At 47.0% G+C, this 18110-nt stretch carries 13 protein-coding genes; 8 read left to right on the top strand and 5 right to left on the bottom strand.

Features of this window, described 5'->3' with window-relative positions:
- Positions 1-55 precede the first annotated feature (55 nt).
- Positions 56-2707, top strand: coding sequence for a sensor domain-containing phosphodiesterase (locus BM099_RS05185; protein WP_090725383.1), 2652 nt, complete (start codon positions 56-58; stop codon positions 2705-2707).
- 1 nt (position 2708) lies between these two features.
- On the opposite strand, the gene BM099_RS05180 is transcribed toward BM099_RS05185, so the two are convergent.
- Positions 2709-3155: a flavodoxin gene (locus BM099_RS05180; protein ID WP_090725380.1), complete on the bottom strand. Its 447-nt coding sequence runs from the start codon at positions 3153-3155 to the stop codon at positions 2709-2711.
- Positions 3156-3317: 162 nt separating this feature from the next.
- Between BM099_RS05180 and BM099_RS05175 the strand changes: the two genes are divergently transcribed.
- From BM099_RS05175 to BM099_RS05160, 4 genes are all read left to right on the top strand, one after another.
- Complete coding sequence (locus BM099_RS05175) at positions 3318-3635, top strand: hypothetical protein (RefSeq protein WP_090725378.1); 318 nt, start codon at positions 3318-3320, stop codon at positions 3633-3635.
- A gap of 75 nt (positions 3636-3710) precedes the next feature.
- A complete protein-coding gene (locus BM099_RS05170) occupies positions 3711-4709 on the top strand; it encodes a CobW family GTP-binding protein (protein ID WP_090725376.1) in 999 nt (332 codons plus the stop codon).
- A gap of 88 nt (positions 4710-4797) precedes the next feature.
- Positions 4798-6459 carry a FecR family protein gene (locus BM099_RS05165; RefSeq protein ID WP_177201091.1) on the top strand — a complete coding sequence of 554 codons (1662 nt, stop codon included), beginning with the start codon at positions 4798-4800 and terminating at the stop codon, positions 6457-6459.
- Between the two features lie 17 nt (positions 6460-6476).
- Positions 6477-8114, top strand: coding sequence for a CHASE2 domain-containing protein (locus tag BM099_RS05160; protein WP_090725370.1), 1638 nt, complete (start codon positions 6477-6479; stop codon positions 8112-8114).
- Between the two features lie 44 nt (positions 8115-8158).
- Here BM099_RS05160 and BM099_RS05155 read toward each other — a convergent pair whose 3' ends face one another.
- Both BM099_RS05155 and BM099_RS05150 read right to left on the bottom strand, forming a co-directional pair.
- The gene (locus BM099_RS05155; protein ID WP_090725368.1) at positions 8159-9667 is read right to left on the bottom strand and encodes a fumarate hydratase; all 1509 of its coding nucleotides are present in this window, start codon (positions 9665-9667) and stop codon (positions 8159-8161) included.
- Between the two features lie 108 nt (positions 9668-9775).
- Complete coding sequence (locus BM099_RS05150) at positions 9776-10861, bottom strand: GGDEF domain-containing protein (protein WP_090725365.1); 1086 nt, start codon at positions 10859-10861, stop codon at positions 9776-9778.
- Between the two features lie 282 nt (positions 10862-11143).
- Between BM099_RS05150 and BM099_RS05145 the strand changes: the two genes are divergently transcribed.
- Together BM099_RS05145 and ggt are read left to right on the top strand one after the other, a co-directional pair.
- Positions 11144-12331, top strand: a complete 1188-nt coding sequence (locus BM099_RS05145; protein WP_090725362.1) for a GAK system CofD-like protein — start codon at positions 11144-11146, stop codon at positions 12329-12331.
- A gap of 164 nt (positions 12332-12495) precedes the next feature.
- Entirely contained in the window at positions 12496-14271 is a 1776-nt protein-coding gene (gene ggt / locus BM099_RS05140) for a gamma-glutamyltransferase (RefSeq protein WP_090725360.1), read from the top strand.
- A gap of 163 nt (positions 14272-14434) precedes the next feature.
- Here the strand turns inward: ggt and BM099_RS05135 are convergent, their stop codons facing one another.
- Both BM099_RS05135 and BM099_RS05130 read right to left on the bottom strand, forming a co-directional pair.
- Positions 14435-16471: an NADPH-dependent 2,4-dienoyl-CoA reductase gene (locus tag BM099_RS05135; protein ID WP_090725357.1), complete on the bottom strand. Its 2037-nt coding sequence runs from the start codon at positions 16469-16471 to the stop codon at positions 14435-14437.
- A gap of 76 nt (positions 16472-16547) precedes the next feature.
- Positions 16548-17390 (bottom strand): crotonase/enoyl-CoA hydratase family protein, encoded by an 843-nt coding sequence (locus BM099_RS05130; RefSeq protein WP_090725355.1) that lies wholly within the window; start codon positions 17388-17390, stop codon positions 16548-16550.
- A gap of 106 nt (positions 17391-17496) precedes the next feature.
- On the opposite strand from BM099_RS05130, the gene BM099_RS05125 reads away from it, so the two are divergent.
- Positions 17497-18108, top strand: a complete 612-nt coding sequence (locus BM099_RS05125) for a TetR/AcrR family transcriptional regulator (protein ID WP_090725353.1) — start codon at positions 17497-17499, stop codon at positions 18106-18108.
- Positions 18109-18110 lie beyond the last annotated feature (2 nt).

Below are 18110 nucleotides of genomic sequence, written 5' to 3'. Positions count from 1 at the left end.
TAACATACAAAAATATCTGTATTGTTGTCAGGGGGTACTTTGTCAGTGAGTACTGATGGACGCATTAACCAATCTGAAAACCAGCCTTTCACCGGAACAGGCTAGTAGTGATTCCCAACCCACTGTTCAGGATCTGAATCGTCTTCTTATCCTGCAGCGAGATTTGCTGGAAAAGATCACTCTTAATCTGCCGCTCAAAGCTGTGCTGGACGGACTTTGCCTGGAAGTAGAGAAGATTGTCGGTTCATGCCAGGTATTCATTATGGTTCTGGATAACCGGGGATATTTAGATCTGCTCAGCGCCCCCAGCATTTCAGAAGAAAATACAGAACTTTTCAACCGCCTGGCACCAGGCCCTAATGCCGGGTCCAGCGGCACTGCGGTATTTTCAGACCAGCCCGTTTTTGTGATCAATACTCAGACTGATAGCCGCTGGGGGCATTACCAAAAACTCGCATATTCCAATAACATCGGTGCATGCTGGTCATACCCCTTGCATGAATCAGCGCATAAAGCGATAGGAAGTATTTCCATTGCCAGCGAATATCCAAGAAGCCCTTCCACCTTCGATGCGCGGTTACTGGAAAGCGCAGCACACATTGCAGGGATTGCCATCTCACGTCATCTGAGCCATACGAATCTGCAAAACTCAGAGCAACGTTTGTCCCATATAGCGTCATCAATTCCGGGGGTGGTTCTTCAAACTGAATTCGACATCAACAACAAACCTTTTTTTACCTATGTCAGCGAAGGCATTAAAAAACTGTGTGGCATAGAATCTACAGAAGCACGTAAACACTTCAACCCGGTCTGGAAACGTTTACATATAGATGACCGTGCAACCATTAAATCTGCGTTACAAAGCAAGCAACATAATGACTCGTTATGGACAATGGAATGCCGTCTGACAGATGAAAATGGCAAGATCAAATGGATACACCTGGCATCCACTCCTGAATGGGACGAACAGAAGAGTCTCAAACGGATAAACAGCATTGTGCTGGACATCACCAGTGAGAAAGAAGCCAATGCACGCCTTGAACTAGCCGGTATCGCATTTGCCTCCACCAATGAGGGCATTATGGTCGCCGACAAAGACAACCTGATTGTTGATGTCAATCGTGCCTATTGTGAAATGACAGGATATTCAAGGGAAGAACTTATCGGCACCTCCCCATCAATACTAAGTTCTGGCCGCCATGAAGCTAACTTTTTTCATAACATTGAAGACACCATAAAAGAACAAGGGTTCTGGCAAGGTGAATTATGGAACCGCCGCTGTAACGGCGCCATCTACCCTCAATGGCTGAATATTAATGCTGTCTTAAACAACCAAGGTGAATTAACCCACTACGTCAGCGTGTCTGCAGATGTCAGTAATATTAAGGAATCAGAAGCAAAACTTCGCCACATGAGCCAACATGATGCGCTGACAGACCTGCCTAACAGACAACTTTATAAAGTACTGCTGGATCATGCCATCGAACATAATCTGGAAGATCAGCATACTGCTGTATTAATGATAGATCTTGATCGCTTCAAACATGTTAATGAAACCATGGGACATCAAGCAGGCGACCAGTTGCTGATTCAGGTGGCTCGTCGCTTACGCAATGTGATTGCTGACAGTCATCTTTTGGCACGCGTAGGCGGCGACGAATTCGCCATCATGATTGAGAACTGCCCCCATCAGGGCGAAGCCGAACGTGTCGCGATGCGGATCGTAAATGCATTAGAAACCGCCGTTGATCTGGATGGCCATAATTTTTTCACCACGGCCAGTATCGGCATTACGCTATATCCGCAGCATGGGTTTGATAGTGAAACCTTAATTAAAAATGCGGATGCTGCTGTTCATCAGGCAAAAGATGATGGGCGTAATAATTATGCATTTTATCAGCCCGAACAAACCCACGTTATTGAACAATGGGTGCGTTTAGAGCCTGAGCTGCGAAGAGCCTTAGCCCTAGATCAGTTCAGGGTATTCTACCAACCACAATTAGATGCAGTCTCCGGAAAAATATCAGGCGTCGAAGCGCTACTACGCTGGCAACATCCAACGGATGGCTTAATGCCCCCGGGGATGTTTCTGCCAATCATTGAAGAGATCGGTCTGATGAACCAGGTAGGAGACTGGGTGCTGGAACAAGCCTGCGCTCAGGCGGCGGCATGGAAAAAAGCGGGTTACCCTGTATTTCGTATTGCCGTCAACATTGCCGGTCAGCAGGTGCTTAACCATAGTCTCGTTACTACCGTCACCGAACTTCTTAGCAAATATGATATAGATCCTGATCAACTAGAGCTGGAGATTGTCGAAAATATTGTCATGAAATACGATGATGCCGCGCAACCTGTACTTAATGAATTACGCAATCTCGGCGTTCGTTTAGCGCTAGATGACTTTGGTACAGGCTACTCATCACTGAGTTACCTTAAAATGCTTCCTGTACAGAAGGTAAAAATAGATCAATCACTCGTCAGGGATATTCCCGACGACCCGAACGATGAAGCTATCGCCAAGGCGATTATTGCATTAAGTCACAGTTTAAACCTTAGCGTCTGCGCGGAAGGCGTTGAAACAGAAGAACAAAAAGCATTCCTGCGAAACGAAAACTGCGATCAATTACAAGGCTACCTTATCAGCCGACCTATTCCTGCAGCAGAACTCACGCTATGGCTGGATCAACACATCCTGGATCACCCTTAGGTCAGAGTTTAGGATGCAATAAACGGATCCACTCTAAGACAGCCTCTTCCGGATCTGGCGTCTCACACGCATCGATCAATAACATCTCCTGCACACTGACAGCTTGCAACTCATGCATCAGCTCATTCATTTGCCGACCGCCATCCGCAAAATTATCATAAGAGCTATCACCTAACGCAATCACGGCATATTTCACATGAGGCAGTAACGGACTTTGGTCGCTTAACTGAGAATACAGAGGCAACAAATTATCAGGAATATCGCCTTCTCCGATCGTTGCTGAACAGATAATAAGCACGTCTGTATCTTCGCCGATGACATCATCAATGCAAGGATGGTTAAACACTTCACATTGATGCCCTAACTGATTTAATTCCTCACAAGCCTCATCTGCCATCTGTTGCGCATTACCATAAGTGGAACCTACCAGAAACTTAACTTTAGCCATCCATTACCCCTAAAAATCATCAAAAAATTATGCCGCCATACTATAAATAAAAGCGATTTGACTAAACACCGCTATTTAGTAAGGATGTTCCAAAAAACTTTAGCTAATTTAGTCGTTAGCGCTATACTGATATTGCAACTATAAAAGCTCAGGAGCGGTTACATGGGAAGCCAAAGTCTATCCAAACTTCTACAATCATGGGAAGAGCATGTCGCTAAAGTCAGTGAACAAACTGAAGTAACTTTATCGATAAATCAAGCAGACGTAGTAAGACTAGCCGCGTTAGCTGAAATTTATAAACTTCCAGAAAAACAGATAATCGCTACATTAATTCATGAAGCCCTCAACGAGCTTGAAGCCAAAATGCCTTATGTGCCCGGTAAAAAAGTCATTCGCGTTGAAGATGGCGATGAAATATTTCAGGATACTGGCCCGATGCCCGAGTACTTAGCTGCGCAAAAACGTTTATTAGAGCAGTAACATCACCGAATAAGGATTGAATTCAATAGCATGATCGCCGAGAATTGTTATTTTATAACATCGTGAACTTCTTTCATGCTATCAAACATCCCCACCAATATTATTACCGGCTTCCTTGGCGTTGGTAAAACAACTGCGCTAAATCAACTCATCAAACAAAAACCTGAAAATGAAACCTGGGCTATTGTCGTTAACGAATTTGGCCAGGTTGGCATTGATGAAAGTATGTTACCTGACCAGGCAGGCATAAAGATCAAAGAGATTGCCGGTGGCTGTGTGTGTTGCGCCCTCGGACCCGCATTAACCATCAATCTCGCCATGCTGATACGTCGTACTAAACCGGATCGGGTCATTATCGAACCGACAGGATTAGGCCATCCTGAAGGATTAATTGACATACTTCAAAGCGAATCATTCCGTGATGTTCTGACCCTACGCAGCATTATCTGCTTACTTGATCCACGTGTTCTGGAGCAACCTGAAGTACTGCGGCACCAGGCTTTTATTGATCAGTTAAATCTGGCGGATATTGTTGTTCTGAATAAATGCGATCTTGCCACACAAGATCAGGTTGACGAAGCTCAGCAACTTTCGGAGCAAATGTTTCCGCCAAAGCAGCAGATTGTTCAAGCGATACAAAGTGATTTCCCGATTCAATTATTAGATCAACATCGCAATAGTGAACTGACAGCTTGCTACCCGGATGCACATAAAGGAAACAGATCATCAGCAGCCCCGGCAGCGCTGTTTTTAGCGGAACCGAGCAAACCCGTCAGACGAATAGGCAGTCATCCGGAAGTCTTTAGCTGCGGATGGGTTTTTCATCCCGATGATCAGTTTGATCATGACAATTTACTCGCATTTTTTAATTCTCTGCAGGCTGTCTGGCGCTTAAAAGGTGTGTTTCGAATTGGACACGCACGTGTCTTGTATAACCGCGCTGCAGATGAAACTACCACCCAGCCTATCGCCTGGAGAAGAGACTCCCGACTCGAAATCATTAGCCAGACAGCGATGGATTGGGACGACATTGAAAAAAAGCTGATTTCTATCATCAAAAGCCCCCAGTCTTAACGGAGAATGAATAATCAGGGCTGACAACTGTCGTTAAGAGGATAAAGGCTGGTATAATTGCGCCCAAATACGTCAAATGGTCTGTAAAATGTTTAACTTTGTCGTCAAAAATAGTTCAAAATTGCCCAAACTGGTGACCTTCATAACCCTACTCTGCATGCTTATGAGCCCTGCTTCGCGCGCCGAAGAGAGTGTCTGGGAATATGAGATGCAACCTGGTGATCATATTTGGAAAATTGCTCACGAATTATTAACAGATTGGCGTAGCTGGCAAACAGTTGAACGCCTGAATAATGTAGACAACGACCGCCTCATGGCTGCGGGCACCATTTTACGCATACCAACGTCCATGATCCAACAACGCCCGGCAACGATTCAGCTGATTGAAGTATCCGGCCCCGTCACCCTAATCAGCGCTAATGATCAGTCAGGGCAACCACTCAAAGATCAGGTGTTACAAGTCGGTGACCAGATCCAAACCGGAACCAATGCCAGTGTATTATTGAAATTTGAAGATGACACTCAAATTTTACTCAACCCTGAAAGTGAGTTCATCATCAATCAGGCAAGTATCATTGGTTCAAAGAAAAATGTTATTGATATCAAAGTCCTGCTCAAAGCAGGTGAAGCACAAGTGCGCGCCAATCCTGAAAAAGTCCCGGGATCTCGCTTCGTTATTGAAACACCTTCTGCTTTTGCCACTACCCGCGGTACTGTGTATCGTGTGCGTGCCGACCAGAGCCTGACAGCAACGGAAGTAACACAAGGTAAAGTAGATGTAGAAAACAACCTTGGTCGGACAAAAGTACCTCAGAATTTTGGTACTTTGACGGCAAAAAACTCGCCGCCGCAAAAACCAATACGCTTATTAGCGGCTCCGGCTGTGCCTGCGATTGATACCATCCGCTACCTTCCGGCCAGGCTCAGTTGGGGCCTGATCAAAGGTGCGACGTCCTATCGTAGCCAACTATCCGATCAGCCAGAATTCCAGCGCATTCTGCTGGATAATCTGGGGCAACCACCTAAACTGAACATCCCTGCGACTCTGGCAGATGGCCAGTATTGGTTGATGGTACGTGCAACTGACACCAACGGGCTTCAGGGGCTGGAGTCATTACAACACTTCTCTATCGACGCCCGCCCTTTCCCACCGACCATCCAATCACCTTTCTCTAATGACCCTGTTTACACTGGCGACGTTAGTTTTGTTTGGGCACAACCAGAAGAAGCTGAAGAATACCTGTTTGAACTTTCTGTAAAAGAAGATTTTTCCACACTCGTTCAACCAGCCTCCACCCTGAACAGCCAAACAATTAGCGTCTCCATTGCTGATCCCGGCACCTATTTCTGGCGTGTCACCAGCATTAACGCTAAGCAAAAAACAGGGCCTAGCGGTTACACAAACACGATCACCGTTCGCCCGACACCGGCGACCCCGGAATTACAGGAAGCAACCACCAGCAAAACCGAATTAGGGTTTGCCTGGCAACAAGATGACTTCTCCGAGCGTTATCAGATACAACTGGCGAATGACAAAGACTTTACCCACCTGGTGGATGAACTGAATGTGACTTCAGCCGAAGCAACTTTCAATAAACCAGACACGGGAACTTACTACATGCGCGTACGTGGATTTGATAGTGACAACTACGCAGGCAGTTGGTCCAGCACACAAAAAGTCGAAGTGCCTGTTGATAGTTATCTTCCTGCGTTTATTTGGAGCGTATTGACTATCGCCATTTTCTTATAAGAGATGAGCGCCGCCTGATGAATCTGTTTCGCCAGAAGGATATCGGTTTTCTGCTCTGTCAGGCTTTTGTGCTGCTGATTGCATTTGTGCCTGCACATCACACTCTGGAAAATATCCTGTATGATCTTTTCATCCAAGAAGAGCAGACCCCGCCTCCGGATAATCTGGTTATTATCGATATCGATGATAAAAGCCTTGAAGCTTTAGGCCGCTGGCCCTGGCCACGATCACTGCATGCAGAGATGATTCAAAAGCTCAACACGCTCGGCGCAGCGGTTATCGGTTACAACATCGCCTTTGTCGAACCAGACATCAGCCCGAATTCAGATGACGCGGCCCTCAAACGGTCGATAGCAACACATGGAAATGTCATTCTGCCGATTTTTGCAGAGCGAGGTTCTCTTATCTACCCTTTCAGGGGGAATAAAGCGATTCCAGGAAGCACACTCGGCCATGTAGATGTCGAGGTAGACAATGACGGTTATGTTCGTCGCACCTACCTCAAAGCAGGTATAGACTCACCACAATGGCCAGCATTCGGGCTGAGTGTTTTAAAGGGCTCTACGCAGTATTCAGGCTTTCTTCCAGGCACACGCAGCCCTGCTTCACGCGTTGGCATCAGTAGCAAATGGACTCGCGACCTTGAAGTTCTGGTGCCCTTTCAAATAAATCCAAAATCATTTCAGCACTATAGCTTTATCGATGTACTTGAAAATAATAGTGTTACTGATACGTTTGACAACAAAACGGTATTGGTCGGAATAGAAGCCACCGGATTGGAACCCAAGTTTCTCGCACCCTATCAAAACAGCAGAGAGATGCTTTCCGGCACAGCCATACAGGCTAACCTGTATAGCGCACTCAGCAACAGCACCCTACTAACGCCTATTTTGTCAATTTGGGGCGTATCCTATGCCGTACTGATTAGCGCACTGCTCTACAGCGTTTTGTTCTTTTTAGCTCGTTTCCCACTGATCAGACGTATCAGCACAGTGACCTGCCTCGGTGTATTCATGCTACCGGTAGTCGCGGTTCATTACGGTTACTGGCTGCCGATAGCGCCCGCTTTTGGCGGGGTAAGTCTGGTCTTCATCATGCTGATTGCAAGAATGCTGAATCGAGCCGGGATGGAGCATCGCAATGACAATATCACCGACCTGTCTAACCACCGGATGTTTGAAGAAACATTACAATTAGAGTGGGAGCAAAGTCTTCGAAAACGCACACCGCTCTCTTTAATTCTGATAGAGATCGATTATTTCAAACGTTTCATTGATACTTTTGGTCCCGAGAGGGGTGACTGGTTACTTGCACGTATCAGTCCTATATTGCAAAGCCATAAACGTAAAACCCGTGATTTAGTGGCACGCTATGACAACGACACATTCGCCATCTTACTGCCCATCACACCGAATCATATTGCTCTCTCTATAGCGGAAAAAATACGCAAAGATATTGAAGATTTACAAATTGAGCATACGGGATCGGATTCGGCTAAATACATTACGGTCAGCGCAGGTATCACTACATTTCATGTGACCAGCCCATCAGCCCAAAATGCCAGCATGGATGCATTCGTCCTGAAAAGCTTAAAGGCGCTTTCCAAAGCTCACTTACAAGGGGGAAATTGTCTTTATAATAGCGACGCGGAATAAACAATAAAAAAGCGGCAGAAGCCGCTTTTATAACGAGTAAAAGGTTAGACTTGCTTAGCAGCAATAATATCTTTCCATTTTGCTGGACCCGTGTTGTGCACAGACTGGCCATTCGTATCAACAGCAACGGTCACTGGCATATCTTTTACTTCAAACTCATAGATAGCTTCCATCCCCATCTCTGGAAATGCCAGTACTTTAGCACCGATAATCGCTTTAGAAACGAGGTACGCCGCACCGCCCACTGCCATCAGGTAAACGGCCTGATTGTCTTTAATTGCCTCAATAGCAACAGGGCCTCGCTCCGACTTACCAATCATACCCAGCAAGCCGGTACTTTCCAGAATCTGACGTGTGAATTTATCCATACGTGTAGCGGTTGTTGGGCCGGCAGGACCCACCACTTCGCCAGCAACAGGATCAACCGGGCCAACGTAGTAGATAAAGCGACCTTTCAAATCAACCGGAAGCTCTTCACCGTTATTCAGCATCTCGATCATACGCTTATGCGCTGCATCACGGCCGGTTAGCATCTTGCCGTTCAGCAGAACCGTTTCGCCTACTTTCCAGTCCTTCACATCTTCTGGGGTGATCTCATCCAGATTAACCCGACGCGTAGTTGCACCTACTTCAAACGTCACTTGTGGCCAGTCATCAAGACTCGGCGGAGTCAGCACCGCAGGACCATTCCCATTCAGTGTAAAGTGAGTATGACGAGTCGCAGCACAGTTAGGAATCATCGCTACCGGCAATGAAGCCGCATGAGTAGGATAATCCATGATCTTCACATCAAGGACAGTTGTCAGACCGCCCAATCCTTGCGCACCTATGCCCAACGCATTGACTGCATCCATAATTTCAAGACGTAACTCTTCGATACGGTTCTTCGGACCACGCTCGCGTAGTTCGTGAATATCGATAGAGCCCATCAAGGACTCTTTCGCTAATACTGCTGCTTTCTCAGCCGTACCACCGATACCTATTCCTAACATGCCTGGCGGACACCAACCAGCCCCCATGGTAGGCAGGGTTTTAACCACCCAGTCAACAATACTGTCGGATGGATTCAACATCACCATTTTAGATTTGTTTTCAGATCCACCGCCTTTGGCTGCGATATGAACTTCAACGTCGCCACCCTCAACAATCTCGTAATGAATCACAGCCGGCGTATTATCTTTGGTATTTTGACGTTTACCAGCAGGGTCCGACAAAATTGAAGCACGAAGTACATTATCCGGGTGCAGATAAGCGCGGCGAACGCCTTCATTGACCATGTCGGTCACACCCATTTTGGCATCCCACTTAACGTCCATACCGACTTTAAGAAAGACCGTAACAATACCCGTGTCCTGACAAATCGGGCGGTGCCCTTCGGCACACATACGCGAATTGATAAGGATTTGAGCCATCGCATCTTTAGCGGCCGGATTCTCTTCTTTTAAGTAGGCTTCGTGCACCCCTTTGATGAAATCAAGCGGGTGGTAATAGGAAATAAACTGCAATGCATCTTCGATGCTACTGATAAAATCGTCTTGGCGAATAACGCTCATACGAGGCTCTCCACTGCTCAGGTTCTTGATCATGGTATGGCTCGGTTGAGCCTAAGTGTGGCAAGATTATACACCAAATCAATTAATATGCGGGGTTGGGCGTTAGTCTTAACCTGTATCCGGACCAGACGCTAAAGTTACTTGATTACGCCCCCGGTGTTTACTCATATATAAAGCATCATCGGCACGCTTCAGACATTCACCCAGCGTAAATCCGGACTGGTATTCCACTACACCAAAGCTCATCCTAAGCACATAACTATCATCACTAGATAGCTTGATCTCCTGCTCGAAAGACTGACGTACCGCATCTATTTTTTTACACGCGGATTTACCATCTACTCCAAACAAGACAATCAAAAACTCCTCGCCTCCCCACCGGGCGATGATATCGGCATCGCGTAATTTCGAGCGAAAAAACAAAGCCACTTCAGACAGCACATGATCGCCTTCAGCGTGACCAAAGGTATCATTAACCTTCTTAAAGTAATCAATATCCCCCAAAACCACGCTCACAGATTCGCCGGTTCTTGAAGCTTGCTGCAGAATTTTAGTAGCAATCTCAGTTGCCATACGCCGATTATATAAGCCGGTAAGACTATCCAAAGAAGCCAGTTTTGACATATGAGCTTCCTGCGTAACCGTTATTAAGCGGATTACCGTAATGGAAATAATAAAAGGAATGCCTGCAATCATAATATTAATGAAATGTACTGCATCAAGATATTCACTATATTTATAGTCATATTGAACATCACCAAATACTAAGTAGAGCAAGGCAAACGTCAGTACAAATGAAAAACTATACAGAGAAGCATAAAAGAAATTGAGCCGTGTATTTAGAATAGCTAAAGCGGCAGTTGCCCATAAATAATGCTGAAATCCCACATCCAAACCCAGATACATAGCCGCTAATACTGAATGAGTCCATACCTCAGTACATATCAGTAATATAGCACTGGCATGCTTACCTTTAGCATTAAGGAATAACCCATAAACCCACGCCACGACGCTGGCAACATTAACCAGCGCCATCTCGGTTGCACCAATATGAACAAATACCGGGATAAGCGCCAGATGGACTAGCCCGGCAAACAAACTCAACATGGTCACAATAACGAAACGACGAAAATCTTTTTCTTTAATGCCAGAAGGCCGACCCGCAAGGGTCAGATACTTCAATATAGTTTTCAATTTTAGTTCCGCAGCTATTTAGAAAAGCGTTCGTCAGACGCAGCATAAATATTACCCGCTTCATCTACGATAGTAGCACGCCTAAAGTGAAAGCCTAGAGTGAAGCTATACTAAGAATAGAAAATAACTACTGAGAATAAGCTGTTGTTCGCTTATTATATTGCCCCAGTTGATTTTATTTTTATCAGCAGCGCACGCATTCAGCATAGATTCCCTATATGGGGTTGATAATCATGGCTTTTCAACAGTGCAGATCTATTCTGTTCTTAAAGGATTATGAAGATGAATAAGGTCCTGATTCAGCGCCAAGCTATATTACCGGATCCCATGCGAATCAGCCGCTATCAAAAAAGCCCTGAACTGGGACCTCGCGTTCTGTTTTTTTCAGGCGGTAGTGCTCTTAAGCAAGTTAGCCGTACCCTCAAGCATTACACGCATAACTCTATACACCTGGTCACAGCATTCGATTCAGGCGGCAGTTCAGCCAAATTACGCAATGCTTTTGATATGCCAGCGATTGGCGACCTGCGCAGCCGCTTACTCGCGCTAGCGGATGAAACAGTGACAGGTAACCCCGCCATTTATGCCCTGTTTAATTACCGGCTACCTGAGTCTGCAACGCAAACCGACTTGTTCTTGCAGCTCACCAGCATCGCTGATGGTATCCACCCACTCATTCTGGCTATTCAGCAGCCGATGAGAGACTTGGTACGCAGTTTATTAAAATTTTTCATCGATGAAATGCCCGCTCACTTCGATCTGCGTGGAGCCAGTATTGGTAATTTATTAATTGCCGGTGGTTATGTTACCCACCACCAGCAACTCGAGCCGGTTATTTTCCTGCTGAGTAAACTGATCAATACATTAGGTGAAGTACACGCTATTACAGAAGAGAGCCTGCACTTAACAGCGCACCTGGAAGACGGGCGGTCTATTGTCGGTCAACACCGGATTACCGGAAAAGAAGCGGCACCACTGGAATCCAGAATCATGGATATCAGCCTAAGCAGTGACCCGGACAACTATCAACAGACACAGTGCCAACTCAGCGGCAAACTGGCTGACTTCATTCAGCAAGCGGATCTTATCTGCTACCCTCCAGGCAGCTTCTATAGCAGCATCCTTGCCAATTTATTGCCCATAGGCGTTACTGAATCCATCCAACGAAATACCTGCCCAAAAGTTTATATCCCTAATCTGGGACAAGACCCGGAGCTCTATGGCATATCAACGACACAAGCCATTCAACAGTTACTCAAATACCTGAAAAGCCAACAACCGGATACGCGTGATGATCAGAGCATCAACATTATCCTGCTGGATGCGCGCTTTACACACATAGACAGTAATACCAAACAGCAATTAGCAGCGAAGCGCATCGAGATTATCGACATTCCCCTTGTTACGCCTGAAAGCGAGCCCTATTACCATGCAGAAAAACTGGTACATGCACTGCTTTCATTAACCTGATTAATACTGTTAACAGACTATTCCAAAAGATCGCGCCAGCGTTATCTCATGTTAAATAATGATGGCTACTTTCCACATACCAGACCCGAAACCTTGAAGAGTGATAAATATCGGAGTAGAACATGACTAACGCTTTAAGGTAACCATAAGGAAGGACGCCTCTCATGTTAAGACGTAAAGCTCTGGCTATTTTAATCAGCTCCGCCCTCTTCACCCCCTTTGTCACAACCGTTGCACTTGCCACCTCACAGGCAGCTGACTCAGTCGCGCCCGAAGCGGCCAGTGCAACCGTTTTCAAAAGCAGTGTTAGCGCAAAGGATTACATGGTGGCGGCAGCCAACCCTCTTGCAGCAAATGCTGGCTATCAAGTACTTAAAGCAGGCGGATCTGCAGCCGACGCCCTGGTCGCTGTACAAGCCATGCTTGGCCTGGTCGAGCCTCAATCATCAGGATTAGGCGGTGGTGCCTTTTTGATTTACTACGATGCAAAAACTAAACAAGTCACCACCTTTGATGGACGCGAAACTGCACCGTTAGCCGCCACACCGGAACTGTTTCAAAATGCTGATGGCAGCAGCATGCAATTTTACGATGCGGTAGTAGGTGGCCGATCTGTCGGAACCCCCGGCACCGTCAAATTACTAGAAACCGTACATAAACGTTTTGGCAGTAAACCCTGGGCCGAGCTCCTTAGTCCAGCTATCAAACAAGCAAAGCAAGGTTTTACTGTTTCAGAACGCCTGGCCGGCGCCATTGAGGATGATCAGGAACGATTAAGCCGTTACCCCGATACCAAAGCCTACTTTTTTAATGCCGACGACACACCCTTAGCTGCGGGACAACTACTCAAAAACCAAGCCTATGCCAACACATTGGCCACGTTATCCAGTAAAGGGGCTGATGCTTTCTATAACGGAAAAATTGCTCAGGATATCGTCGCCCGGGTACGCTCTGCGACCGATAACCCAGGCGTATTAGAAACCCGGGATTTCGCGGCTTATCAGGTAAAAGAACGCACAGCCACATGCGCACCCTACCATCAGTTTTCCGTATGCGGCATGGGGCCACCCAGCTCTGGTGCATTAACCGTCGGGCAGATTCTTGGCATAGCGAGCAATTTTGATATTAAAGGTTTAGGCAAAGACAGCCCGCAAGCCTGGCAAATAATTGGCGATGCATCACGTCTGGCCTTTGCAGACCGTGGCCGTTACATGGCAGACAGCGACTATGTACCTATGCCGCAAGGACTACTTGATCCGAGTTACTTAGGTGAACGCGCCAAACTGATCACTCCCGGAACAGCCCTGACCAAAGAGCAGGTCGCTGCCGGAGAGCCAGTCTGGGGTAACGAGGCAAAAGTCGCTCAAGCCGATGATCAATCAATCGAATTCCCTTCTACCAGCCACTTCGTTATCGCTGATAAAGAGGGCAATATCGTATCGATGACGACCACCATCGAGAACGGCTTTGGCTCCCGCCTGATGAGTAACGGCTTCCTGCTCAACAACGAGTTAACCGACTTCTCATTCGAATCGCACAAAGATGGTTACCCGATAGCCAATCGACTCGAGCCTGGCAAACGCCCGCGCTCATCGATGGCGCCCAGCATTGTCATGAAAGATGATTCGCCATACATGGCGATCGGCTCACCGGGCGGATCACGCATTATCGGCTACGTCGCCAACACTTTAATTGCGCATTTTGATTGGGATATGGATATCCAGGACGCCATCAACCTACCGCACTTAGTCAATCGCTTCGGCACTTATGACCTGGAGCAAGGCACGTCTGCTGAGCAGTTCAAAGATCCTCTGGAAAAAATGGGTTATGACGTCAATATACGTGACCTGAACTCAGGCATTCACGCGATTTTGTTGAAGGATGGAAAACTAGTCGGTGGCGCGGATCCACGTCGTGAAGGCGAGGTCTACGGGGACTGAAAGTTAGAACCTGTTTGATGGAATCTTATTAGGTTTCATATTCAGTATGAATTGCCTACTAAAAAAAATGAGCCTGAATTAACAGGCTCATTTTTTCATTCTTAAACTCTCTTCTTACACTCTCTTCTTAAACTCTCTTCTTAAATTCTCTGTCAACTATCCTCTACAACTTAGCCGCTAACCTTGTCCCCTGATCTATTGCCCGCTTGGCATCCAGCTCAGCAGCAACATCGGCTCCGCCAATAAGATGCACAGGCTTAGTAGTGATCTGGTCGGCCAGCTCGCGGCATGGATTTTGGCCTGCGCAGATAATAATGTTATCCACAGCCAGCAATTGCGGTTCACCTTTTACCAATAGATGCAGACCTTGATCATCGATCTTTTGGTAGTCGCAGTTGTTCAGCATCTTTACGCCTTTGTTCAACAAGTCGGCACGGTGAATCCAGCCGGTAGTTTTGCCTAAGTTAGCACCCACTTTGGTTTTTTTACGTTGCAGCAGGAACACTTGACGCGCTGCCGGTGCAAAGTTTTGTTCTACCTGCGCTACTCCGCCACGGGCTTGCATGCTCATATCGACACCCCATTGTTGCATAAAAGCCGGAATATTCTGGCTGGTAGACACGCCTTGATGCACGAGTACTTCGCTGATATCAAAGCCGATGCCGCCTGCGCCTATCACCGCCACTTTTTTACCAACGTCAGCACTCATGTCAGCACTGCCCATCACATCCAGATAAGTGAGCACTTTAGGATGCTCTATGCCTTCTATTTCGGGCAACCGAGGTGTTATACCCGTGGCGATCACGATTTCGTCAAAATCGCTGTTATCCAGCATTTCTGCCGTAACGCGTGTATTCAATCTTAAATTAACTCCGGTTAATTCTATTTGCCTGGCGAAGTAACGAATGGTTTCGTAAAACTCTTCTTTGCCTGGGACGCGCTTGGCGATATTAAACTGCCCACCGACTTCACTGGCGGCATCAAACAGAGTGACCTGATGGCCTCTTGTCGCTGCTGTGGTGGCAAACGCTAATCCTGCCGGGCCTGCACCTACCACTGCTATTTTTTTACTCTGAATAGCCTTCTCGATGATCAATTCTGTTTCATGACAGGCACGCGGATTGACTAGACAACTCGCGGTTTTACCGACAAAGATGTGATCTAAACACGCCTGGTTACAGCCGATACAGGTGTTAATCTCATCCGCACGATTTTCCGCTGCTTTTTTTATAAACTCAGGGTCCGCCAAAAACGGGCGGGCCATAGAGACCATATCGGCATCGCCGCGCGCTAATACGGCTTCTGCCACATCTGGCATATTAATGCGGTTAGAGGTAATAACCGGTACCGACAGGGCTTCGCGAATTTTAGCCGTCACCCAGGTAAAGGCCGCTCGTGGCACCTTGGTTGCGATGGTCGGAATACGCGCTTCGTGCCAGCCAACCCCTGTGTTGATGATAGTGGCACCGGCTTTTTCTATTGCTTTACCCAGTTGAACCACTTCATCGTGTGAACTACCGGCTTCGATCAGATCGAGCATAGATAAACGGTAGATAATGATAAAGTGGGTACCCACGGCCTCACGCACACGACGCACGACTTCTATCGGAAAACGAATACGCTGCTCATATTCACCGCCCCACTCATCATCACGTTTATTGGTATGCGTAACTATGAACTGGTTTAACAGATAGCCTTCTGAACCCATAATCTCGACACCATCGTATCCGGCTTCTTTAGCCAACGAGGCACAATTCACAAAATCCTGAATCTGCTGTTCAATCTCATCCTGGGTCAGCGGATGTGGCGGGAACGGATTGATAGGGGCTTGCACAGCAGACGGGGCCACCAGCTTAGGGTTGTAAGCATAACGGCCTGTATGCAGGATCTGCATACAGATTTTACTGTCTTGTGCGTGTACCGCATCAGTGACGATTCGATGATGCGCAACATCCTCTGGTTTATTCATCAGGGCAGCGCCGGAGTGCACCGCCCCTTCGGAGTTTGGCCCTATACCACCGGTTACAATCATGGCAACGCCAGCCCTGGCACGCTCGGCATAAAATGCGGCCATACGTTCAAATCCGTTCGGCGCCTCTTCCAGCCCCAGGTGCATCGAACCCATTAAGACACGGTTTTTTAAGGTGGTGAACCCAAGATCCAATGGTTTGAGTAAATTAGGATACTGTGTATGACTCATATCGGTTCTCTCTTCCTGTTCTGTCTTTTTATTCTGTTTATATTTTGACTGCTTTTTACTACTGACTTCTGACTATTTAGTCGGTGAATGCGGGCTTTCCGGGCCTTAATGCTTCAAACTCAGGCTTTTTACCTGACATTTTTGCAGTGAAAGTCTGCATCATATCCGCCGGTTGAAACATCCCCGCCTGCCAGGTTGCCATATAACTGAGGCTATCGGCAGTATTGTGGTCACGGGCATAATTGATCATCTGCTTACAACCAGTAACGGCTAAAGGAGATCGCGAGGCAATTTGTGCGGCAATCTGCATCACGCCATCCAACATCTGTTGCTGGTTTGAATAAATCTGATTTACAAAGCCACTGCTTAACGCCTCCTGCGCCAACATCTTGCGACCCGTATAGGCCAACTCACGCGCCAGACCTGGTGCAATTAACCCTGGTAACCGCTGCAACGTGCCTAAGTCGGCAGTCATACCCAACTCAGTTTCCTTGACGGTAAAAAAAGCATCCGACGTGCAATAACGCATATCACTGGCACACACAAGGTCCAGTGCCCCCCCGATACAACCGCCCTGAATGGCCGTAATCACGGGTATTCGTATCTCTTCTAAAACCGAAAAACAGGCTTGTAACTGCTGAACCAAACGACGCATCGCTTCAGCACGACGTCCTGCTTCACCGTTAAACATCTGCGGATCTGGCTGAGTAAAAATCTCCAGATCCATACCTGCACTGAAATGCTTCCCGCCAGAGGAGATCACCAACACCCTCGCCTGTGCTGCATTATCCACTGCACGGATCGCTTCAGGAAATTCCTGCCAAAAAGCCCGGTTCATTGAGTTGTATGCATCCGGCCTGTTGAGTTGCAGGTGTGCAATCGTATCAGTTACCGTCAGGTCAAAGGTCTGGTAGCTCATCAGAATTTCCTGTTTTTACTGCGATTTTATGACTTTTTATTATCTGGACAGCGTCAAGATAATATTCTATTTTGACACTGTCAAGATAGCTTGATAAATTCCGCCCATGATAAAAGACAAAAAACCTTACCACCACGGCGATCTGCGCCTGACATTATTGAATAAAGCGACCGACATTATTCGTCAGGGGGGTGTCGAATCACTATCGATGCGTAAACTGGCCGATCAGGTCGGGGTTTCCAGAACCGCGCCCTATCACCACTTTAAAGATAAGAACGCGTTACTCTGCGCCATCGCTGAACAGGGATTTTTATTGCAGGATCAGGCTGTTAAGCAAATACCGAGCGAGCACCCTCAGCTCACTGCGGCGGCTATGTTTGAGCATTATGTGCTCGCCTATATCCGCTTTGCGAACGAGCATCCGGAAACTTATGACCTGATGTTTGGCCGGGAGATATGGAAAACAGGCGCGCCTACCGAGTCACTGAAGTTAGTCTCAAAAAACAGCTTCAGGATATGGGTAGAGTGGATCGAGCAGTTACAGCAACAGGGATTGTTTGACAGTGGTGAACCCGCATTACGCATAGCACAAGCCAGTTGGGCCGCATTGCACGGGCTTTGTCGATTATTTAATGACGGGATCTATGTCAACCGTGACGATCTGGAGGCCATTGCCAGAACCAGCGCACAAATGCTAATAAGCCCCTCTCGCTCTTAAAA

The organism is Neptunomonas qingdaonensis (assembly GCF_900113275.1).
GTDB lineage: Bacteria > Pseudomonadota > Gammaproteobacteria > Pseudomonadales > Balneatricaceae > Neptunomonas > Neptunomonas qingdaonensis.
The sequence above is the reverse complement of the archived record's forward strand: the minus strand, read 5'-3'. Positions and strand labels throughout refer to the sequence as shown.

Excerpts from the sequence above, each read along its gene's own strand:
- BM099_RS05185 (WP_090725383.1), top strand. The coding sequence starts at position 56 with ATGGACGCATTAACCAATCTGAAAACCAGCCTTTCACCGGAACAGGCT.
- BM099_RS05180 (WP_090725380.1), bottom strand. The coding sequence starts at position 3,155 with ATGGCTAAAGTTAAGTTTCTGGTAGGTTCCACTTATGGTAATGCGCAA.
- BM099_RS05175 (WP_090725378.1), top strand. The coding sequence starts at position 3,318 with ATGGGAAGCCAAAGTCTATCCAAACTTCTACAATCATGGGAAGAGCAT.
- BM099_RS05170 (WP_090725376.1), top strand. The coding sequence starts at position 3,711 with ATGCTATCAAACATCCCCACCAATATTATTACCGGCTTCCTTGGCGTT.
- BM099_RS05165 (WP_177201091.1), top strand. The coding sequence starts at position 4,798 with ATGTTTAACTTTGTCGTCAAAAATAGTTCAAAATTGCCCAAACTGGTG.
- BM099_RS05160 (WP_090725370.1), top strand. The coding sequence starts at position 6,477 with ATGAATCTGTTTCGCCAGAAGGATATCGGTTTTCTGCTCTGTCAGGCT.
- BM099_RS05155 (WP_090725368.1), bottom strand. The coding sequence starts at position 9,667 with ATGAGCGTTATTCGCCAAGACGATTTTATCAGTAGCATCGAAGATGCA.
- BM099_RS05145 (WP_090725362.1), top strand. The coding sequence starts at position 11,144 with ATGAATAAGGTCCTGATTCAGCGCCAAGCTATATTACCGGATCCCATG.
- ggt (WP_090725360.1), top strand. The coding sequence starts at position 12,496 with ATGTTAAGACGTAAAGCTCTGGCTATTTTAATCAGCTCCGCCCTCTTC.
- BM099_RS05135 (WP_090725357.1), bottom strand. The coding sequence starts at position 16,471 with ATGAGTCATACACAGTATCCTAATTTACTCAAACCATTGGATCTTGGG.
- BM099_RS05130 (WP_090725355.1), bottom strand. The coding sequence starts at position 17,390 with ATGAGCTACCAGACCTTTGACCTGACGGTAACTGATACGATTGCACAC.
- BM099_RS05125 (WP_090725353.1), top strand. The coding sequence starts at position 17,497 with ATGATAAAAGACAAAAAACCTTACCACCACGGCGATCTGCGCCTGACA.